Here is a 17,356-nt window from a genome sequence, read left to right as displayed (position 1 = left end):
GTTTTTAGGTGGCGGGTCCGGCCATAGCAAAAACCGACAGAGAAACCAAAAAAGGCAGGCACCGATTTCGGGCCTGCCTTTTTCATGTTTAGGCGTCATTGGAGCTGCCGAGCGTTATGCTTTTTGCGGTTCGCCAACCAGTGGCAGCAACTCGTCAAGGCCGTTCAGCACCACATCGGCGGTATGCGACAGGCGTTCGGCCGGGCTGTGCGCGCGATTGATCCAGGCGGTGCGGAACCCGAAATGCCCGGCCCCGGCAATATCCCAGCCGTTTGACGACTGGAATGAAATCTCGGCCGGTTCGACTTCAAGCTTGTCGACGGCAAGCTGATAGACATCCGGATGCGGTTTGTAGGTTTTAAGATCATCGACACAGATGATCTGATCAAACAGCGACAGAATGCCCGACGATTTGGCCGCCGAGATCAGCATATGCTTGGCACCATTGGACAGGATCGCAAGCTTGTGGCCCTGACTTTTCAGCGTTTTCAGCGTTTCGACCACTTCGGGGAAGGTATCAAGCGACAGATAGGTTTCCATCAGCTTGGCGCGCAGCACCGGATCCTTTTTGCCAATCTGATCAAGTGCGTAATCGAGCGCATCGCCGGTCACGGTCCAGAAATCGGCAAAGTCCCCCATCAGACTGCGCAACCAGGTGTATTCAAGTTGCTTTTGTCGCCAAAGCGTTGAAAGGCGATCTGCCTCGTCGCCGACGCTGTCGCGCAATTTGGCGACGGCGGAACCGACATCAAACAGGGTGCCATAGGCATCGAAAACAAAAGCACGGCAGGAAGACAGTGCGTTATCGGACATATTGCTGACCTCTTCTGACAAGCAGTGTTGATCAAATATGGGGCAATTGCGCGCAGGCGCAAATCAGGACAGGCGGAAGAGACCCCGACTGTCCTTATTCGGTATCCTGTGCTGCGTCGCTTTGGCCCATTGCTATCTCGTCCCGGGCAAAACGCCGGCGATAGACATAAGTTCCTTCCATCACACGCTGAACGTAATTTCGGGTTTCGCTGTAGGGGATCATTTCGATCCAGTCGACCAGATCGACATCCGGGTCACGCGGATCGCCATATTCGTTGATCCATTGGCGCACACGGGTCGGCCCGGCATTGTAGCTGGCAATCGTCAGGACTTCCTGACCATCCCAACGATCAAGAAGGCGGCTTAGATACGCACGGCCAACGGCGATGTTGAAGGACGGGTCCTCGATCAGGCGATCGGTGTCGTAATCAAGCTTGAGCGACTGCGCCATGCGCTTTGCCGTGGCCGGCATCAACTGCATCAATCCGCGTGCGCCAGCAGACGAAACCGCCTGCGGGTTAAACAGGCTTTCCTGACGCATGATGGCATGGACCAGCGCCGGATCCGGGGCACGGCCCAGCGGAACCTGTTCATGGATCGGGTAGGCGGCATCAAGATAGCCACTGCCAGTGCGGATGCTGCGTTTGGCAGCCAGAATGCCCAGATCGGTGCGACCATATTCGCGCGCCAGATCGGTCGCCATGGCGAGGTATTCCGGTTCATCATGTTCGTAAACCAAGGCCATGATGAAAGGACGGATGATATTGCCAAGGCCCATCGCGCCAAGCTTGCGAACAACCTGGGTCAGTTCCTGTGCTTCGAATTCGGCGCGTTGTTCGGCGGTCGGGACCGGTTGTTCAACCGAATAGGATGGCTTGCTGCCCAGTTTGTCGATGGCGAGCTGCCCATAGAAGGTATGGGCATGTTCGGCCGCGATTGCGTACCATTCCTTGGCGCGTTTCTGATCGCCAAGTGCCTCGTTGGCGCGTCCGGCCCAGTAAGAGCCGCGCGACAGGCTGATCGGGTATTGAACGACATCATAAAGGTTCTGGAAATGAGTCAGCGCGATGTCGGCATCGCCCAAAAATTCAAGCGCGATCCAGCCGGCATACCATTCGGCTTCGGCGATATCGCCGGGATCAACCTGCCCATGGTTGGCGACCAGCCGATAGGCATCGGTGATATGGCCCTTTTGCAGGGCGCGGCGGGCCAGAATGGCCTTTTCCAGCCACCAGTATTGCGGCCGGATCGAGATATAGGCGAGATCATTGGCCTGCGAGAGCAGAAGATCACGCGCATCCTGATCGCGGTCCTTCTTGCGGCGCCAGCGCACACGTTCGTAAATCAGGCCGGGATCATCGCGGTATTTTTCCGGAACGCGATTGATCGCACCGTCAACACCGCCACTCATGGCGCGAAGGGCAGCGCGGGCCTCGGCCAGGCGGCGGTAATCGTCGCTGACATATTTCATCATGCGCGCGGCAGTCGTCAGACGGCCTTCCCATAACAGGCGATCAAGGCGCTGCTGATGGGTTTCCTGATCAATGTATTGGCCGTAGCGATCAAGGAAGCGGCGTTCCTGGCCGCTGCCGAAATTCTCGTTAATCCAGCTGTGGCGGACCAGTGCGATGGCCGCCGATTCTTGTCCGGCACCCAGCAACGCCTTGATCTGGCGGGTTGCGCCATCAGCGGTCACCGGCGCGGATCGTTTGAACCAGGCCAGGATTTCGTCATCGGGCACGGCATCGGTCATGGCTTCTTCGGCGCGCTGTCGCAGCAGCGCCTGATTGGGCCATTTCGGATGGGCATCGATGAAGGCGGTGATTTCTTCGAAGCTGTGCCCGGAATTGGGGGCAGTCAGCAGCATCCATTCCGCAGCCTTTTGCAGCAGGGGATCGTCAAAATTGGTCAGGAGTTGTTCGAAAATGTCGGTCTTGCCATCTTCAACCGCGTCCAGAAAGGCGTTTAGGCGCGCCCGGCTGACAGCAGAATACAGCGGCGAGGGCGGCTGCGTCTGAAGAACGTTGTCTTCATTCGTTGCGGCCTGCACCTGATAACTGCCTGGTATCAAGATCGAAAAGCCCAGTGCCAATGCGCAGATCGAAATCTTGCGGAAAGACGCTTGCGCCATGTGATGTTCCCCTTGTGCCTTGCGGCAACGAATGCTCTCTCGAGCCGGGCATTATGGCAGCGAAATTGATAAAAGCCAAACAGTCCTGACGGGAATTTTCAGAGCCGATCCCGGATCGCCCGGATTATTGGATACAGTGCTTGCGGGAAACCCCAACAGCGGCTATTTTCGCGACCGCTTTCAATATATCCCGAATTTGGAGATCTCTATGTTTAAGGGTTCAATCACAGCTTTGATCACACCATTCACGCAAGATGGTGCGATTGATGAAAAGGCGTTCCAGTCTTTTGTGGATTGGCAGCTTAAACAGGGCACGACAGGTGTTGTGCCTGTCGGAACCACCGGTGAATCTCCGACCCTTAGCCATGCCGAGCATCATCGCGTTGTCGAACTGGCACTTGAAGTTGCCAAAGGCCGCGGTCCTGTGATTGCGGGAACGGGTTCGAATTCGACCGCAGAAGCGGTGTCGCTGACCCGTCATGCGCAGAATGCCGGTGCGGATGCCGCACTTGTGGTAACGCCGTATTACAACAAGCCGACCCAGAAAGGCCTGTATGCGCATTACAAGGCAATTCATGACGCGACCGATATCCCGATTGTGATTTACAACATTCCGGGCCGTTCGATCGTTGATATGCATGTTGATACCATGGCGCAGTTGGCCAAATTGCCGCGCATTGTTGGTGTTAAGGATGCGACCAGCGATCTGGAACGTCCGGCATTGACCCGTCTGGCAGCGGGTGCCGATTTCTGCCAGCTGTCGGGTGAAGACGGTACGATTGTACCGTTCCTGGCACAGGGTGGTCATGGCTGCATTTCTGTGACGTCGAACATCGCGCCGAAATTGTGTGCCGATCTGCATACGGCCTGGGCTGCGGGGAACATTTCGAAAGTTCAGGAGTTGAACTATCGACTGATGCCGGTTCACAAGGCGATGTTCTGTGAATCCAGCCCCGGACCGGTGAAATACGCAGCAGAGCTTCTTGGCCTGTGTGGCAGCCATATGCGTTTGCCGATGGTCGAGATTGCCGAAGAATCCAAACGCAAGGTCGAAGCCGCACTTAAGAATGCTGGTATTCTCGGCCAGTAAGCGATAACAAGCGTCTTATGGCACCCAAGAAAGAAACAAGTAACAACAAGATTGTCGCGCAGAACCGGCGGGCCCGCTTTGACTTTTTCCTGACGGAAACGTTTGAAGCCGGCATCGCCCTGCGCGGTACCGAAGTTAAATCGCTGCGCGATGGCAAAGGGAATATTCAGGAATCCTATGCCGAAGCGAAGAACGGCGAAGTGTGGCTGATCAACGCTTATATCCCTGAATATCAAAGCAAAATGCCGTTCGGCCACGAAGAGCGCCGACCGCGCAAGCTGCTTTTGCATAAGCGTGAAATCACCAAGATGCATGATGCCCTGAACAAGAAGGGTTTCACCCTTGTTCCGGTCAAACTGTATTTCAATGAGCGCGGTATTGCGAAACTTGAACTCGCCATCGCTGAGGGCAAGAAAAAGGCCGACAAGCGTGAGGCGGTCAAAGAGCGTGACTGGCAGCGCGACAAGGCGCGTTTGATGCGCGACTTTGGCTGATTGAAAGATCGGTCGCGGGCATGTGACTTGCCGTGGCCCTGTGAAAAGAGATTAAATGGCGCTGACATGGTGAACGTGTTGGCGCCATTTTTCGTATGTCGATCATCAACCAAGGAATATCCAGTGACCGAGAGCTTTTCAGGCAAGATCAAAGACAAACTGATCGCGGCCAAGCGCAAGTGGGCCGAAGACGGGCGCTTGATGACCGGCGCACCGGATACTGAGCGTGCGAACCGTTTGCCGCCGGGCCAGCGCCTTGTCACGGATTGGCCGGTTCTGGATCTTGGTATCACGCCGCATGTGTTAGCGGATGACTATCAGCTTGAAATCAACGGGCAGGTCAGAAAACCGACGACATTGAGCTTTTCCGATCTGCTTGATTTGCCACATGTGACGGCCAAAAACGACATTCACTGTGTGACCAGTTGGTCGCGATACGAAAATCATTGGCAGGGCGTGTTGGCCAAAACGCTGGCAGAGCTTGTTGATCCATTACCCGTTGCGCGTCACGTCCTGTTTACCGCCCATGACGGCTATACGACCAATGTTCGGATCGAGCAGTTTCTGGATGATGATGTGCTGTTGGCCCATCACTGGGAAGGCGAGCCGCTGAGTGAAGAGCATGGCGGGCCGCTGCGTGTTGTGATCCCGAAGCTTTATTTCTGGAAAAGTGCCAAATGGGTGAAAAAGATCACCTTTGCCCGCGACGACAAGCCGGGCTTCTGGGAAGAACGCGGTTATCACAATAATGCCGACCCATGGACGGAGGAGCGCTATGAATAGGCGGCAATTCGTTGTATTCTTTGTCTTTACTATTGTTGTCGTGAGTTTGTCCTGGAGGGAGACAATGGCATCGGATGATGCGCCATCTGCATACGACTTTTCTTTCCCGGCGATTGATGCCGGTGAAATCCATCTTTCAGAGTATAACGACAAAGTCGTTTTGCTGGTAAATACCGCCTCGATGTGCGGGTTTACGCCACAATATACCGGCCTGCAGAAACTGTGGGAAGATTACCGTGACGAGGGGCTTGTTGTCCTTGGCGTCCCGTCGGCCGATTTTGGCGGACAGGAATATAGCGAGGATGCCGATATCCTTGATTTCTGTGAGGTCAATTTTGATGTCGACTTCCCGCTGACATCAAAAACCACGGTCAAAGGCCCGGATGCGCACCCGTTCTATAAGTGGGCGGAGCAGGAATTGGGTGCTGAAAACGCCCCGCAATGGAATTTCCACAAATATCTGATTGGCCGCGATGGCAAGCTTATTCAAAGCTTTGACAGTCGGACCAAGCCGGAAGACGAGGAAATTGTCAGCGCCATTCGCGCAAGCCTTTAGGGCAAAACTGCCAAAAGATGATTTGATGACGGGACGGCGGATTACCGCCGTCCGTCCATGACATCAAGAAATGCCAATCCATACTGATCAAGCTTTTTGACGCCGACACCGTTGATGGATGCCATATCTTCAAGGGTGCGGGGCTTGAAACGCACCATTTCCCATAGTGTCCGGTCACTGAAGATCACATAGGGCGGCACATTCTGGCTGGTGGCCAGTTCGCGACGCAGCGTGCGCAAACGTTCCCAAAGATCGCGGTCTTCCTCGTTTTCGAACTCTGTATCAAAATCGCGCAGACGCTTGGTCATGGCGCGTTTGCTTTCGCCGGGGTCCTTGCGCATTTCGACGACTTTTTCGCCGCGCAGCACCGGTCGGGACTCCTCGGTCAAATAGACGCCACCGTGTCCTTCGACATCGACTTCGAGATATCCCATGGCAAGGAGCTGTCGGAAGACCGAGCGCCATTGTGGCTGCGCAATGTCCTTGCCAATGGCATAGACCGAAAGCTTGTCATGGCCGTTTTGGCGGATTTTTTCGGTCTTGCGACCCATCAGGACTTCGATCACATGTGCCGGGCCAAAGCGTTGGCCGGTGCGATACACCGCCGACAGCGCCTTGCGAGAGGCCTGGGTTGCATCCCAGGTGTCAACCGGTTCAAGGCAGGTGTCGCAGTTGCCGCACGGCTCGTGCCGATCTTCACCAAAATAGGACAGGATCACCTGACGGCGGCAACGGGTCGTTTCCGCAAGACCAACCAGCGCATCGAGTTTACGCGACTCAATGCGTTTCTGGGCTTCGGGGGCGTCGGATCCGGCCACCATGCTTCGGATCGAAACGATATCGGACAGATCGTAATTCATCCACGCATTGGCCGGCAGTCCGTCACGCCCGGCACGCCCGGTTTCCTGATAATAGGCTTCCATGCTTTTGGGCAGATTGAGATGGGCGACAAAGCGGACATTGGGTTTGTCGATCCCCATGCCAAAGGCCACAGTGGCACAGATGATCAGCCCGTCTTCACGCAGGAAGCGGTCCTGATGAAGTTGGCGTGTTTCCTGTGCCAGACCAGCGTGATACGGCAGGGCCGGTCGACCATTTTCCGAAAGCCATTGCGCGACGTCTTCGGTTTTGCGTCGTGACAGGCAATAGACAATCCCAGCATCCTTTGCATGTTCGCGATTAAGGAACGACAGCAGGCGTTGCTTGGCATTGCCCTTGGTTTCAATGCGATAGGTGATGTTCGGGCGGTCAAAGCCGGTGATAAAGCACTGTGCATCGGTCAGATGCAGGTTTTCGGCAATGTCTTTGCGGGTCGGTGTATCGGCCGTTGCCGTCAGCGCAATGCGCGGCACATGGGCAAAGCGGGTTGGCAGCAAATCAAGCCGGCGATATTCCGGGCGGAAATCATGGCCCCATTGCGACACGCAGTGGGCTTCATCAATTGCAAACAATGAAATGCTGATCCGGTCGAGCAGGTTCAAGAACCGGTCAGAGGCAAAACGTTCCGGCGCCACATAGAGAAGATCGATATCACCATCGACGGCACGCGTTTCAATTTCGCGCGCGGCATCGGGGGCAAGGGTCGAATTGATAAAGGCGGCCTTGACGCCCAGCTGATTAAGGGCATCAACCTGATCCTTCATAAGCGCGATCAGTGGGGATACGACAACCGCCGTTCCCGGGCGGCACAGGGCTGGCACCTGATAGCAAAGCGACTTGCCGCCGCCAGTCGGCATCAGGACGAGTGCATCATTTCCAGCGATGACATGATCAATGATTTCAGCCTGTTGGCCACGAAAGCTGTCATAGCCGAACACTTCTTGCAGAACGTCAATCGGCTGACGTTGTACAGGTCGGTCGAGAAGGTCGGGCATGGGCAATGTATCGGGCAAATTAACCGTCCAGATGTGCGCGAATTCCGGCAAAGACGTTTTCAAACATCTCTGGCGTCAGGCGATAGGTCTGGGTGTTGTAGCGCGAACAGTGATAGCTATCAAACAATGTGATGCCATTTTCCATTTTATGCGACGCGCCATGGCCAAATTTCAGCGATGAAAGCTTGAGCCCGAAGGTGCGCAGCATCGCCTGATGGGCGACCTGCCCAAGGCAAAGAATGGCCGACAGGTTCTTCATGGCATCAAATTCGCTGATCAGGAACGGGCGGCATGTATTGGCCTCTGGCCCGGTGGGTTTGTTTTCCGGGGGAACGCATTTCACCGCGTTGGTGATGCGGCAATCAACCAGTTCAAGGCCGTCATCCGGGCGTTTGTCATAGGTGCCCTTGGCAAAGCCGAATTTTTTAAGCGTGTCGTACAAAAGATCACCCGCATAGTCGCCGGTGAAAGGGCGGCCAGTGGCATTAGCCCCCTTGAGCCCGGGGGCAAGACCAACGATCAGAAGACGCGCATCAAGCGGTCCGAACGGACGGACAGGACCGTTGTAGAATTCTGGAAATTTTTCCTGATTCTTGCGGCGGAATTCAACAAGGCGCGGGCAAAGCTGACAATCGATATCGGGTTGCTGATAGGCGGTCATGGCAAGTCTGACGTTTTGCCGGTTACAGTGCGGGCTGTAACCGGTGGTGATCAGGGCAGGGTGACGGGCGACGCAGTGTCGCGATCAATCGTAATCGAATTCTTCGAGATCGGGATGTTCAGGATGATCGTCGATATCGGGATGATCGTCGTCGCGGCGTTGCTGAACCTTGCGCGCAATCGTGCCTTCAAGGGCGGTCAGTTCGATAAAGTTATCGGCCTGACGGCGCAATTCGTCGGCAACCATTGGCGGGTTTGATTTGACGGTCGAAACAACAGTGACGCGCACACCTTTGCGCTGCACGGCGTCAACCAGACGGCGGAAATCACCATCGCCCGAGAAAATAACAACATGATCAAGGTGTTGCGCCATTTCCATGACGTCAATTGCCAACTCGATATCCATGTTGCCCTTGATCTTGCGGCGACCGGCGGCGTCGGTGAACTCCTTGGTCGGTTTGGTGACCATGGTGTAGCCGTTATAGTCCAGCCAATCGACAAGCGGGCGGATCGGGGAATATTCCTGATCTTCAATCAGGGCGGTGTAGTAGAAGGCCCGGATCAGCTGACCTTTCTGGGCAAAAAGGTCCAAAAGACGTTTATAATCAATGTCAAAACCAAGGGCACGGGCAGCGGCATAAAGATTGGAGCCGTCGATAAATAACCCGATGCGTTCTTGCGGGTAAAAAATCATCGTTAAATTCCTCAAACATCAAATTTAATTATTAGAGTTCCTAAAATACGGAACTTTCAAATACAGACCTTTCATGTTTACCGTGGGTGCAGGGACAAAGAAAGGCGAAAATATCGTGGACAGAGCAGGGTGGCTCCCTTAGATATGCCGTCTTCCCGAACCTTGTCATACGCCCAATCACCGAACCGAAGGTCTTCTTTGTGCGCAATTCTTCACCGTCAGACACCAGCATGATCGCGGATGACGCTATCCTGATTGCTTTCGGTGCAAATTTGCCTACCGAAGAATATGGTGCGCCTGCACAAACATTGAAAGCCGCACTGCGTCGATTGGCCGAAAATGGCGACATTTCGATTGATCAGGTGTCATCGTTTTATGAAACCGCACCGGTGCCGATTTCCGATCAGCCCTGGTACGTGAACGGTGTTGCACGCATTTCGACGGGCTTGTCAGCGCATGATCTGCTTGAACGTTTGCATGACGTTGAGGCCGAATTCGGGCGTGTCCGGCGGGAACGCAATGCCGCGCGCGTCATTGACCTTGACCTGATTGCCTATGGCCGGGAATTGGTGCGTGAGGACGGCGGCATTCATGTGCCGCACCCGCGCATGGCCGAGCGGGCGTTTGTCTTGCTGCCCTTGCGGGATGTGGTTGCCGACTGGGTTCACCCGGTTTTGAACCGCACAGTAGACGATCTGATTTCGGATCTGCCGGCCGATCAGCAGATTCGCAAACAAACGAATGGCTGATAAAGCATGCGAAAACCTGATCGAAAGAGTGGTTTCGCTGTTGCAACACACGTGATCCGACGCTATAAAGCTCGGTCTGGACACCCCAAAAGTATTTCTGGAGACATTTATGGCGCGCGTTACCGTCGAAGATTGCGTTGACAAGATTCCGAACCGCTTTGAGCTTGTAATGCTCGCAGCTCAGCGTGCACGCAACATCTCGGCCGGTGCAGAACTGACCATTGATCGTGACAACGACAAGAACCCGGTTGTTGCGCTGCGTGAAATTGCCGAAGTAACGGTTGATTTTGACGATCTGCGCAATGGCATGGTGCAGGGTCTGCAGCGGCATGTTGAAGCCGATGAGCCGGAAGAAACCGAAGACGATTTCGGTCCGAAGCTGGTTGCTGAAGCTGTTGAAGATGCTTCCGCTGGCGTTGTTGCTCCGTCGGAAGAAGAATAAGGTCAGACTGGTTTTGATCTGAACCTTTCCAAAAGAAGAGCCACGGTGTTTATCTTCCGTGGCTTTTTTTTGTCCAGATCGTACTATCTTATGAAAGGGGACGAACTATATCCCCTTGGGAAAATTGCGGAGATGCCCCTGAATGATGCGCCAATACGAACTTGTTGAACGGGTTAAGGCATACGACCCCGATGCGTGCGAAACCACGCTGAACCGGGCCTATGTCTATGCGACCCAGAAACACGGTTCGCAAAAGCGCGCATCCGGTGACCCGTATTTTTCCCATCCGATTGAAGTCGCAGGCATTCTGACCAATTACAAGCTTGATTGCGACACGATCATCACGGCCCTTCTGCACGACACCATCGAAGATACCGATGCGACGCCTGAAGAGATCACCAAGCTTTTCGGGACCAACATCATGAAGCTGGTCGATGGTGTGACCAAGCTGACCCAGATCGAGCTGAAGTCCGCTGATTCCAAGCAGGCGGAAAACTTCCGCAAACTGCTTTTGGCGATGTCCGAAGACATTCGCGTGTTGCTGGTCAAACTTGCCGACCGACTGCACAACATGCGGACGTTGCATTATATCTCCAAGCCGGAAAAGCGCGTGCGGATCGCTGCTGAAACGCTTGAGATTTATGCCCCGCTTGCCGAGCGCATCGGTATGCATGACATCAAGGAAGAGCTTGAAGATCTGGCCTTCCAGCATATCAATCCCGAAGCACGTGATTCGATCCTCGCACGTCTGGAATTCCTGCGCGAGAAGGACGACAACGTCGTCAGCCGGATTGTTTCCGAACTGACCGAAGTCATTTCGCGCCAGGGGCTTAAGGTCGACATTTACGGGCGCGAAAAGCGGCCCTATTCGATCTGGCAGAAGATGCAGCGCAAGAACATCACCTTTGGTGAGCTGTCTGACATCATGGCGTTTCGCGTGCTGGTCGATGACATGCCCAATTGCTACGAAGTGCTGGGATATCTGCACGCCAATTACAAAGTGGTTCCGGGACGGTTCAAGGATTATATTTCGACCCCGAAACCTAACGGATATCGTTCGATCCATACCACGGTGCTGGGCCCGGAAAATCACCGGATCGAGGTTCAGATCCGTACCCGCCAGATGCACGAGGTCAACGAAAACGGTGTGGCAGCACACTGGGCCTATAAACAGGAAGCACCGACCGGTCAGCAGAAGGAAGGGGTGCAGTATCGTTGGCTGCGTGACCTCCTTGATATTCTGGAACACGCGTCCGAACCGGAAGAATTCCTTGAACATACCAAGCTTGCGATGTTCCAGGATCAGGTGTTCTGCTTTAGCCCGAAGGGCGATGTGATTGCGCTTCCGGCCCGCGCAACCCCGGTCGATTTCGCCTATATGATCCACACCCACATCGGCGATACCTGTGTCGGGGCCAAGGTCAATGGCGCGATGGTGCCGTTGCGCACGGTGCTCAATAACGGTGACCAAGTCGAAATCGTAACATCGAAGGCGCAGACGCCGAATCCGACCTGGGAACGGTTTGTTGTTACCGGCAAGGCGCGGGCGCGAATTCGCCGCTTTATCCGCCAGCAGCAGGAAGACCAGTACAAGGATCTTGGCAAGGCGATCCTGCAAAAGGCGTTCCGTCAGGAAGGTTATGATTATTCCGACAAGGCGCTTGAAGGGGTTCTTAAAATCTTCAAGCAGCCGTCGGTTGATGCGCTTTTGACCCTTGTCGGGGCCGGGCATCACACCGGGCGTGAAGTTGTTCATGCCGTGTTCCCGGGCACCAAGGACAAGGAAACGGCGCGCAAGGTTGTGCCACTTGATAAGGTGCGCGCCCGCAAACATGATCACGCCATCCCGATCAAGGGCCTTATTCCCGGTATGGCCGTGCATTATGCCGGCTGTTGCCACCCGCTGCCGGGGGACCGCATTGTCGGGATTGTTACAACCGGCAAGGGGGTGACAATCCATACGATTGACTGCGATACGCTTGAAACCTTTACCGAGCAGCCGGAACGCTGGCTTGATGTCGGGTGGGATAACGAGGGCGAACCGGAACATTTCATCGGCCGCCTTGGATTGACCGTCGGCCACGAGCAGGGCGCGCTTAGTTCAATCACCAGCGTGATTGCCAAGAACCATGGCAATATCACCAATCTGCGCTTTACCAATCGCACAACAGACTTCTTTGAAATGCTGATTGATATCGATGTGGTCGATGTCAAACACCTGACCAATATCATTGCCGCATTGCGTGCCACACCGGTGGTCAATGCCGTTGAACGCGCGCGCGGGTGACGGCGAACTGTAAACGCCTTCACCTTTTAGGCGAATTTGGCGCAAAAGCCTTGCCAATCGCGCAGTCAGCACTTACGCATATGCTTCAAGATTTTAGCATTACGTGATTAGATCCAGAACTGACCCCGCATGTTTCGGCGCCGCAGCAAACCTTCATCCTTTCAGCGTGTACGCAACGTGGTATGGCCGCGCGGCGGATGGCGTCGTTCGTCACAGTATTTTGCCCATCGCGTCGCCCGTTTGCCCGGGTCGCCCTATAGCATCGCATCGGGTTTTGCGATCGGGGCGGCGGTGTCTTTCACGCCGTTTATCGGGTTCCACTTTGTCATCTCGACACTGCTGAGCCTTTTAACGCGCAGTAACGTGGTGGCGTCGCTTTTGGGCACAGTGGTTGGCAATCCCTGGACGTTTCCGTTTATCTGGTTGTGGCTTTATACCTGTGGTAACTGGATCCTTGGCGCGCATTCGGCAAGTTCGACAGTGCATTTCGATATGGCGGTGCTGTGGGAGTTCGTTGTCCTTGGCCTGAACTATGTCGGTGGCGGGCTTATTTTCGGCAATTGGGATGTCAGCGATCAGCAGGCACTGGGGCAACTTTGGGCCAGCATTGTTGATATCATCTGGCCGATGGTGGTTGGCTGCATTCCGACCACGATTGTTATCTGGATGCTGTTTTACTTCCCGATCCGCCGTGCGGTTGTGATTTATCGCCATAACCGCATCTTGCGCCGGATGAAAAAGACCGAGCGCCATGGCCTTGGCCCGATGCTTGAAAGTGCCAAGGAAAAGATCGGAACTGCCGCAAAGCACGCCACCAAAAAGCAGGATGAAACATCATGAATGCGAAGCTGCGCCTCGGGGTCAATATTGACCATGTTGCGACCATTCGAAACGCCCGCGGCGGCGATTTGCCCGATCCGGTGCGGGCAGCCGCCCTTGCAAAGGCGGCCGGTGCGGATGGTATCACGGCACATTTGCGCGAAGACCGTCGCCATATCCGTGATGCGGATATGCAGCGCCTGCGCGAAGAAGTTGATTTGCCGCTTAATTTCGAGATGGCGGCAACCGATGAAATGCTGGCCATCGCAATTCAGACCAAGCCGCATGCGGTGTGCCTGGTGCCGGAAAAACGCGAAGAACGCACGACCGAAGGCGGACTGGATGTTGCCGGTGGGCATAATCATCTTAAACGGTTTGTCTCGGACCTTGGTGATGCCGGCATTCGCGTTTCATTGTTTATCGAGGCATCCGAAGCACAGCTTGATGCCGCCAAAAGCCTTGGTGCGCCCGTGGTGGAGATCCATACCGGGGCCTATTGCGATGCGAAGACCGACGAAGAACGCGCCCGTGAACTGGACCGTATCCGCCATGCTGTGCAATATGGGGCAGGGATCGGACTTGAAATTCATGCCGGTCACGGTTTGAATTTTGAAACCGTCAAGCCGATTGCCGCCATGCCGGAAATTGCCGAGCTTAATATCGGGCATTTCCTGATTGGTGAGGCGGTGTTTGTCGGGCTTGAAGCGGCGATTGCCGAAATGCGCCGTTTGATGGATGAAGCACGCACGCAGGCAGGTTATGCGTAAATGATCATTGGGATTGGCACAGATTTATGCGATATCCGTCGGATAGAGGCTACTCTTGAACGCCATGGTGAGCGTTTCATGAAGCGTGTCTTTACCGATATCGAGATTGCGCGTGCCAAACGCAAGCCGCACCGGACTGCTTCGTCGCTGGCCATGGCGTTTGCCGCCAAGGAAGCCTGTTCAAAGGCGCTTGGGACCGGTTTTCGTCGCGGTGTTTATCATAACACCATGGGTGTGGTACATCAGCCCAGCGGCAAGCCCGATATGGTTTTGATTGAAGGTGCGCAAGCACGACTTGAAGAATTGACCCCGGATGGGAAAACTGCCTCTGTGTATGTGACCCTGACGGACGAATATCCGATGGCCAATGCGGTCGTTGTGATTTCGGCAGATTGACAAAAATTGATTGGTTGAACACGGAATGGAAAAGCTTGTGCATAAGAAGAAAACGGGTGGTTTGCTCGACACCTTGAAGACCGTTTTCTGGGCCATTGTCATTGCACTTATGGTTCGGACCTTTGCTTTCGAACCGTTCAATATTCCGTCTGGCTCGATGATCCCGACCTTGCTGGTGGGGGATTACCTGTTTGTGTCGAAATTCTCTTATGGGTATTCGAAGCACAGCATGCCGTTCAGCCTGCCGATCATTCCGGGCCGTGTGTTTGAAAGCGAGCCGGAACGTGGCGATGTGGTTGTCTTCAAACTGCCGTCTGATACCTCGCAGGATTACATCAAGCGTGTGATCGGCCTGCCGGGCGATACGGTTCAGGTCAAGGAAGGCCGCCTTTACATCAACAACAAGATGATCGAGCGCGAGCGCATCGAGGATTACATCCTGACCGATGGTGGCGGGCGATCAGCCGCAGTGCCGCAATATATCGAAACCCTGCCCAATGGCCGCGTGCATCGCATTCTCGAGATGTTTGGCGATCAGGGACCGAGCGACAACACCGAAGCTTTCACCGTTCCCGAAGGTCATTTCTTCATGATGGGTGATAACCGCGACAATTCGGCAGACAGCCGTGCCTTCCCGTCGCGCTTCCGGTTTGTCCCGATTGAAAACCTGGTTGGTCGTGCTGAATTCCTGTTCTATTCCAAGGACAGCTCCCAGCCGGTTTATGACCTTGGCAGCATCCGCTTTGATCGCCTGTTCCAGGGGGTTAACTGATGAGCGACGGCCTGCCAGTGATCGCCGAGATTGATCACGGTTTTTCCAATCCCGATCTTTTGCGTGTGGCACTGACCCATCGCAGTGCCGCCAAGGGCAAGGATATGCTAAGCGGCGGCAACGAGCGCCTTGAGTTTCTTGGCGATCGTGTGCTGGGCCTTGTCGTGGCGGAAATGCTTTATACCCGGTTCGGGCGCGAGCGCGAAGGTGCCATGGCCAAACGGTTTGTCGCACTGGTGCGCCGCGAGACTTTGGCGCGCGTGGCAGAACAGATCAAACTGGGTGAACACATCCAGATGGCCAAGGGTGAACGCGCAGCAGGGGCCGATACCAATCCGGCGATTTTATCTGATTGCATGGAGGCGGTGATTGCCGCACTCTATCTTGATGGTGGTCTTGAACCGGCACGGCGTTTTATTGAAAAGCTGTGGACACCGCTTTTGGATGAAGCCAACAAGCCGCCGCAGGATGCCAAAACGCAATTGCAGGAATGGCTGCAAGGGCGGGGCAAGCCGTTACCGAAATACGAGATGGTCGGGCGTGAAGGCCCGGCCCACGCGCCGTTATTTACCATCGAACTGACGACCGGCGACGGTGACAGTGTCAGTGCCGAAGGCAAATCGAAACGCGAAGCGGAACAACTCGCCGCAAAATTGATGTTGGATAAACTTAGTGATGAATGAGGTTCCCACACCGGTGGCCGAAGACAGATTACCTTATCAGCAACGTTGTGGCTTTGTGGCCCTCGTTGGTGCGCCGAATGCTGGCAAATCGACACTTTTGAACCAGTTGGTTGGCACGAAAGTGTCCATCGTCTCGCCGAAGGTCCAGACGACACGAACGCGCGTGCGCGGTATTGTCATGACCGAAGACGCGCAGATTGTTTTCATTGATACGCCGGGCATCTTTGCGCCCAAACGCCGTCTTGACCGCGCGATGGTCAAGGCCGCCTGGAATGGTGCGGATGACGCGGACCTTGTTGTTCTGGTGATTGATGCCGGAAGCGGCATCACGGACGAGGACCTGGCCATCATCAAGACGCTTAAGGAACAGAACCGCAAGGCGATCCTGGCGTTGAACAAGGTCGACAAGGTGTCGGACAAGGAAAAGCTTCTGCGTTTGTCGCAGGACCTGTTTGCCCACGAAGTCTTTACCGACGTCTTTATGATTTCGGCCAAGAAGGGTGCGGGTACGCAGGATCTGGTGAATTTCCTTGCCGCCAAGATGCCGGACGGTCCGTGGATGTTCCCGGAAGACGATGTTTCGGATATGCCGCTGCGACTGCTTGCGGCTGAAATTACCCGTGAAAAGCTTTATTACCAGCTTCAGCAGGAACTTCCTTATTCGGCAACGGTAGAGACCGAGCTTTGGGAAGAGCGCAAAGATGGATCGGTCAAGCTTGAACAGACCATCTTTGTCGAGCGTGAGGGCCAGAAGGCGATCATCCTTGGCAAGGGCGGTAAACGTATCAAGGCGCTTGGCAGCGATGCGCGCAAGGAGCTTGAAGCCATTTTCGAACGCCGGGTACATTTGTTCCTGTTTGTGAAGGTGCGTGAAAACTGGGGAGATGATCCCAACCGCTTTGCCATGTGGGGGCTTGATCACAACGCCTGATCGCGTTGACTGGTCCCATATCGAGTGACCACAAATTGCCGGGTAAGTAATGGAAATCGGGTCCGTCTGGGGAATTGTCATGATCATTGTTGGCGCTGCTGCCGCAATGATTGTTGCGCGCGTCGCCAGACGTCCGTTCCGTAACCGCAATTCCAGTGCGTCTGTGCAACGTGAAAAATCGTTCCTGCACAAACCGCTTAACCTGATTGCACTTCTGATCGCGATCGCCGTCTTTGTGCTGGGCCTGTTCTGGCGCATGACGGGTGGAGGCCCGACCTAATGCGTAATGACTCATCTGATCCGCTGTCTGATGCCATCGAAGAAATCCCGAACCGCCCGATCCTGCGCAAGGTTGTGTTCGGTTTGGCGTTGTTCAGTTTGGCGTCCTGTCTGCTTGGGTTCTTTTTCCTAGTAA

Annotated in this window: 19 protein-coding genes; 14 read left to right on the top strand and 5 right to left on the bottom strand. The window is 54.8% G+C overall.

What is annotated here, in order from left to right; genetic code table 11:
* Positions 1-114: 114 nt before the first annotated feature.
* Positions 115-813: a haloacid dehalogenase type II gene (locus FHI25_RS11695; protein WP_210517965.1), complete on the bottom strand. Its 699-nt coding sequence runs from the start codon at positions 811-813 to the stop codon at positions 115-117.
* A 94-nt stretch (positions 814-907) separates the two neighbouring features.
* Complete coding sequence (locus FHI25_RS11690) at positions 908-2,944, bottom strand: lytic transglycosylase domain-containing protein (protein WP_210517963.1); 2,037 nt, start codon at positions 2,942-2,944, stop codon at positions 908-910.
* Positions 2,945-3,152: 208 nt separating this feature from the next.
* Here FHI25_RS11690 and dapA point away from each other — a divergent pair, with 208 nt between their 5' ends.
* The 4 genes from dapA (at position 3,153) to FHI25_RS11670 (ending at position 5,867) form a co-directional block, all read left to right on the top strand.
* The gene (gene dapA, locus FHI25_RS11685) at positions 3,153-4,034 is read left to right on the top strand and encodes a 4-hydroxy-tetrahydrodipicolinate synthase (RefSeq protein ID WP_064789137.1); all 882 of its coding nucleotides are present in this window, start codon (positions 3,153-3,155) and stop codon (positions 4,032-4,034) included.
* Between the two features lie 17 nt (positions 4,035-4,051).
* Complete coding sequence (gene smpB / locus FHI25_RS11680) at positions 4,052-4,528, top strand: SsrA-binding protein SmpB (protein WP_008891158.1); 477 nt, start codon at positions 4,052-4,054, stop codon at positions 4,526-4,528.
* A gap of 123 nt (positions 4,529-4,651) precedes the next feature.
* On the top strand, positions 4,652-5,311 hold the full coding sequence (locus tag FHI25_RS11675) for a sulfite oxidase-like oxidoreductase (RefSeq protein ID WP_210517961.1): 660 nt from the start codon (positions 4,652-4,654) through the stop codon (positions 5,309-5,311).
* Between the two features lie 64 nt (positions 5,312-5,375).
* Positions 5,376-5,867 (top strand): glutathione peroxidase, encoded by a 492-nt coding sequence (locus FHI25_RS11670; RefSeq protein WP_008891155.1) that lies wholly within the window; start codon positions 5,376-5,378, stop codon positions 5,865-5,867.
* Between the two features lie 41 nt (positions 5,868-5,908).
* Here FHI25_RS11670 and recQ read toward each other — a convergent pair whose 3' ends face one another.
* The 3 genes from recQ to FHI25_RS11655 form a co-directional block, all read right to left on the bottom strand.
* The gene (gene recQ / locus FHI25_RS11665; protein WP_064789277.1) at positions 5,909-7,741 is read right to left on the bottom strand and encodes a DNA helicase RecQ; all 1,833 of its coding nucleotides are present in this window, start codon (positions 7,739-7,741) and stop codon (positions 5,909-5,911) included.
* 19 nt (positions 7,742-7,760) lie between these two features.
* Positions 7,761-8,402, bottom strand: coding sequence for a uracil-DNA glycosylase (locus FHI25_RS11660; protein ID WP_120226007.1), 642 nt, complete (start codon positions 8,400-8,402; stop codon positions 7,761-7,763).
* A gap of 84 nt (positions 8,403-8,486) precedes the next feature.
* Positions 8,487-9,095, bottom strand: a complete 609-nt coding sequence (locus tag FHI25_RS11655) for an NYN domain-containing protein (RefSeq protein WP_008891152.1) — start codon at positions 9,093-9,095, stop codon at positions 8,487-8,489.
* A gap of 200 nt (positions 9,096-9,295) precedes the next feature.
* Between FHI25_RS11655 and folK the strand changes: the two genes are divergently transcribed.
* The 10 genes from folK (at position 9,296) to FHI25_RS11605 (ending at position 17,221) form a co-directional block, all read left to right on the top strand.
* Entirely contained in the window at positions 9,296-9,844 is a 549-nt protein-coding gene (folK, locus tag FHI25_RS11650) for a 2-amino-4-hydroxy-6-hydroxymethyldihydropteridine diphosphokinase (RefSeq protein WP_349238011.1), read from the top strand.
* A 109-nt stretch (positions 9,845-9,953) separates the two neighbouring features.
* Positions 9,954-10,286: a DNA-directed RNA polymerase subunit omega gene (rpoZ, locus tag FHI25_RS11645; protein ID WP_210517958.1), complete on the top strand. Its 333-nt coding sequence runs from the start codon at positions 9,954-9,956 to the stop codon at positions 10,284-10,286.
* Positions 10,287-10,428: 142 nt separating this feature from the next.
* Entirely contained in the window at positions 10,429-12,573 is a 2,145-nt protein-coding gene (locus FHI25_RS11640) for a bifunctional (p)ppGpp synthetase/guanosine-3',5'-bis(diphosphate) 3'-pyrophosphohydrolase (protein ID WP_063089421.1), read from the top strand.
* Between the two features lie 177 nt (positions 12,574-12,750).
* The gene (locus tag FHI25_RS11635; RefSeq protein ID WP_349238010.1) at positions 12,751-13,413 is read left to right on the top strand and encodes a DUF2062 domain-containing protein; all 663 of its coding nucleotides are present in this window, start codon (positions 12,751-12,753) and stop codon (positions 13,411-13,413) included.
* Positions 13,410-14,159: a pyridoxine 5'-phosphate synthase gene (locus FHI25_RS11630; protein WP_210517955.1), complete on the top strand. Its 750-nt coding sequence runs from the start codon at positions 13,410-13,412 to the stop codon at positions 14,157-14,159. Before FHI25_RS11635 ends, FHI25_RS11630 begins: the two co-directional genes overlap by 4 nt.
* Entirely contained in the window at positions 14,160-14,555 is a 396-nt protein-coding gene (acpS, locus tag FHI25_RS11625) for a holo-ACP synthase (protein ID WP_064789141.1), read from the top strand.
* 37 nt (positions 14,556-14,592) lie between these two features.
* A complete protein-coding gene (gene lepB / locus FHI25_RS11620; protein ID WP_120226100.1) occupies positions 14,593-15,327 on the top strand; it encodes a signal peptidase I in 735 nt (244 codons plus the stop codon).
* Complete coding sequence (gene rnc / locus FHI25_RS11615) at positions 15,327-16,010, top strand: ribonuclease III (RefSeq protein ID WP_064789143.1); 684 nt, start codon at positions 15,327-15,329, stop codon at positions 16,008-16,010. The genes lepB and rnc overlap by 1 nt, the downstream gene beginning before the upstream one ends.
* Entirely contained in the window at positions 16,003-16,941 is a 939-nt protein-coding gene (gene era, locus FHI25_RS11610) for a GTPase Era (protein WP_008891143.1), read from the top strand. Before rnc ends, era begins: the two co-directional genes overlap by 8 nt.
* 49 nt (positions 16,942-16,990) lie before the next feature.
* Positions 16,991-17,221 carry a hypothetical protein gene (locus FHI25_RS11605; protein ID WP_008891142.1) on the top strand — a complete coding sequence of 77 codons (231 nt, stop codon included), beginning with the start codon at positions 16,991-16,993 and terminating at the stop codon, positions 17,219-17,221.
* Positions 17,222-17,356: the final 135 nt, after the last annotated feature.

It is taken from the genome of Thalassospira sp. ER-Se-21-Dark, assembly GCF_017922435.1.
GTDB lineage: Bacteria > Pseudomonadota > Alphaproteobacteria > Rhodospirillales > Thalassospiraceae > Thalassospira.
The sequence above is the reverse complement of the archived record's forward strand: the minus strand, read 5'-3'. Positions and strand labels throughout refer to the sequence as shown.

What these genes read in the sequence shown, in the direction of transcription:
- FHI25_RS11655 (WP_008891152.1), bottom strand. Translation starts at nt 9,095, where the DNA reads ATGATTTTTTACCCGCAAGAACGCATCGGGTTATTTATCGACGGCTCC.
- FHI25_RS11670 (WP_008891155.1), top strand. Translation starts at nt 5,376, where the DNA reads ATGGCATCGGATGATGCGCCATCTGCATACGACTTTTCTTTCCCGGCG.
- FHI25_RS11660 (WP_120226007.1), bottom strand. Translation starts at nt 8,402, where the DNA reads ATGACCGCCTATCAGCAACCCGATATCGATTGTCAGCTTTGCCCGCGC.
- recQ (WP_064789277.1), bottom strand. Translation starts at nt 7,741, where the DNA reads ATGCCCGACCTTCTCGACCGACCTGTACAACGTCAGCCGATTGACGTT.
- rnc (WP_064789143.1), top strand. Translation starts at nt 15,327, where the DNA reads ATGAGCGACGGCCTGCCAGTGATCGCCGAGATTGATCACGGTTTTTCC.
- FHI25_RS11695 (WP_210517965.1), bottom strand. Translation starts at nt 813, where the DNA reads ATGTCCGATAACGCACTGTCTTCCTGCCGTGCTTTTGTTTTCGATGCC.
- acpS (WP_064789141.1), top strand. Translation starts at nt 14,160, where the DNA reads ATGATCATTGGGATTGGCACAGATTTATGCGATATCCGTCGGATAGAG.
- FHI25_RS11640 (WP_063089421.1), top strand. Translation starts at nt 10,429, where the DNA reads ATGATGCGCCAATACGAACTTGTTGAACGGGTTAAGGCATACGACCCC.
- FHI25_RS11630 (WP_210517955.1), top strand. Translation starts at nt 13,410, where the DNA reads ATGAATGCGAAGCTGCGCCTCGGGGTCAATATTGACCATGTTGCGACC.
- FHI25_RS11690 (WP_210517963.1), bottom strand. Translation starts at nt 2,944, where the DNA reads ATGGCGCAAGCGTCTTTCCGCAAGATTTCGATCTGCGCATTGGCACTG.
- rpoZ (WP_210517958.1), top strand. Translation starts at nt 9,954, where the DNA reads ATGGCGCGCGTTACCGTCGAAGATTGCGTTGACAAGATTCCGAACCGC.
- FHI25_RS11605 (WP_008891142.1), top strand. Translation starts at nt 16,991, where the DNA reads ATGGAAATCGGGTCCGTCTGGGGAATTGTCATGATCATTGTTGGCGCT.
- smpB (WP_008891158.1), top strand. Translation starts at nt 4,052, where the DNA reads ATGGCACCCAAGAAAGAAACAAGTAACAACAAGATTGTCGCGCAGAAC.
- dapA (WP_064789137.1), top strand. Translation starts at nt 3,153, where the DNA reads ATGTTTAAGGGTTCAATCACAGCTTTGATCACACCATTCACGCAAGAT.
- era (WP_008891143.1), top strand. Translation starts at nt 16,003, where the DNA reads ATGAATGAGGTTCCCACACCGGTGGCCGAAGACAGATTACCTTATCAG.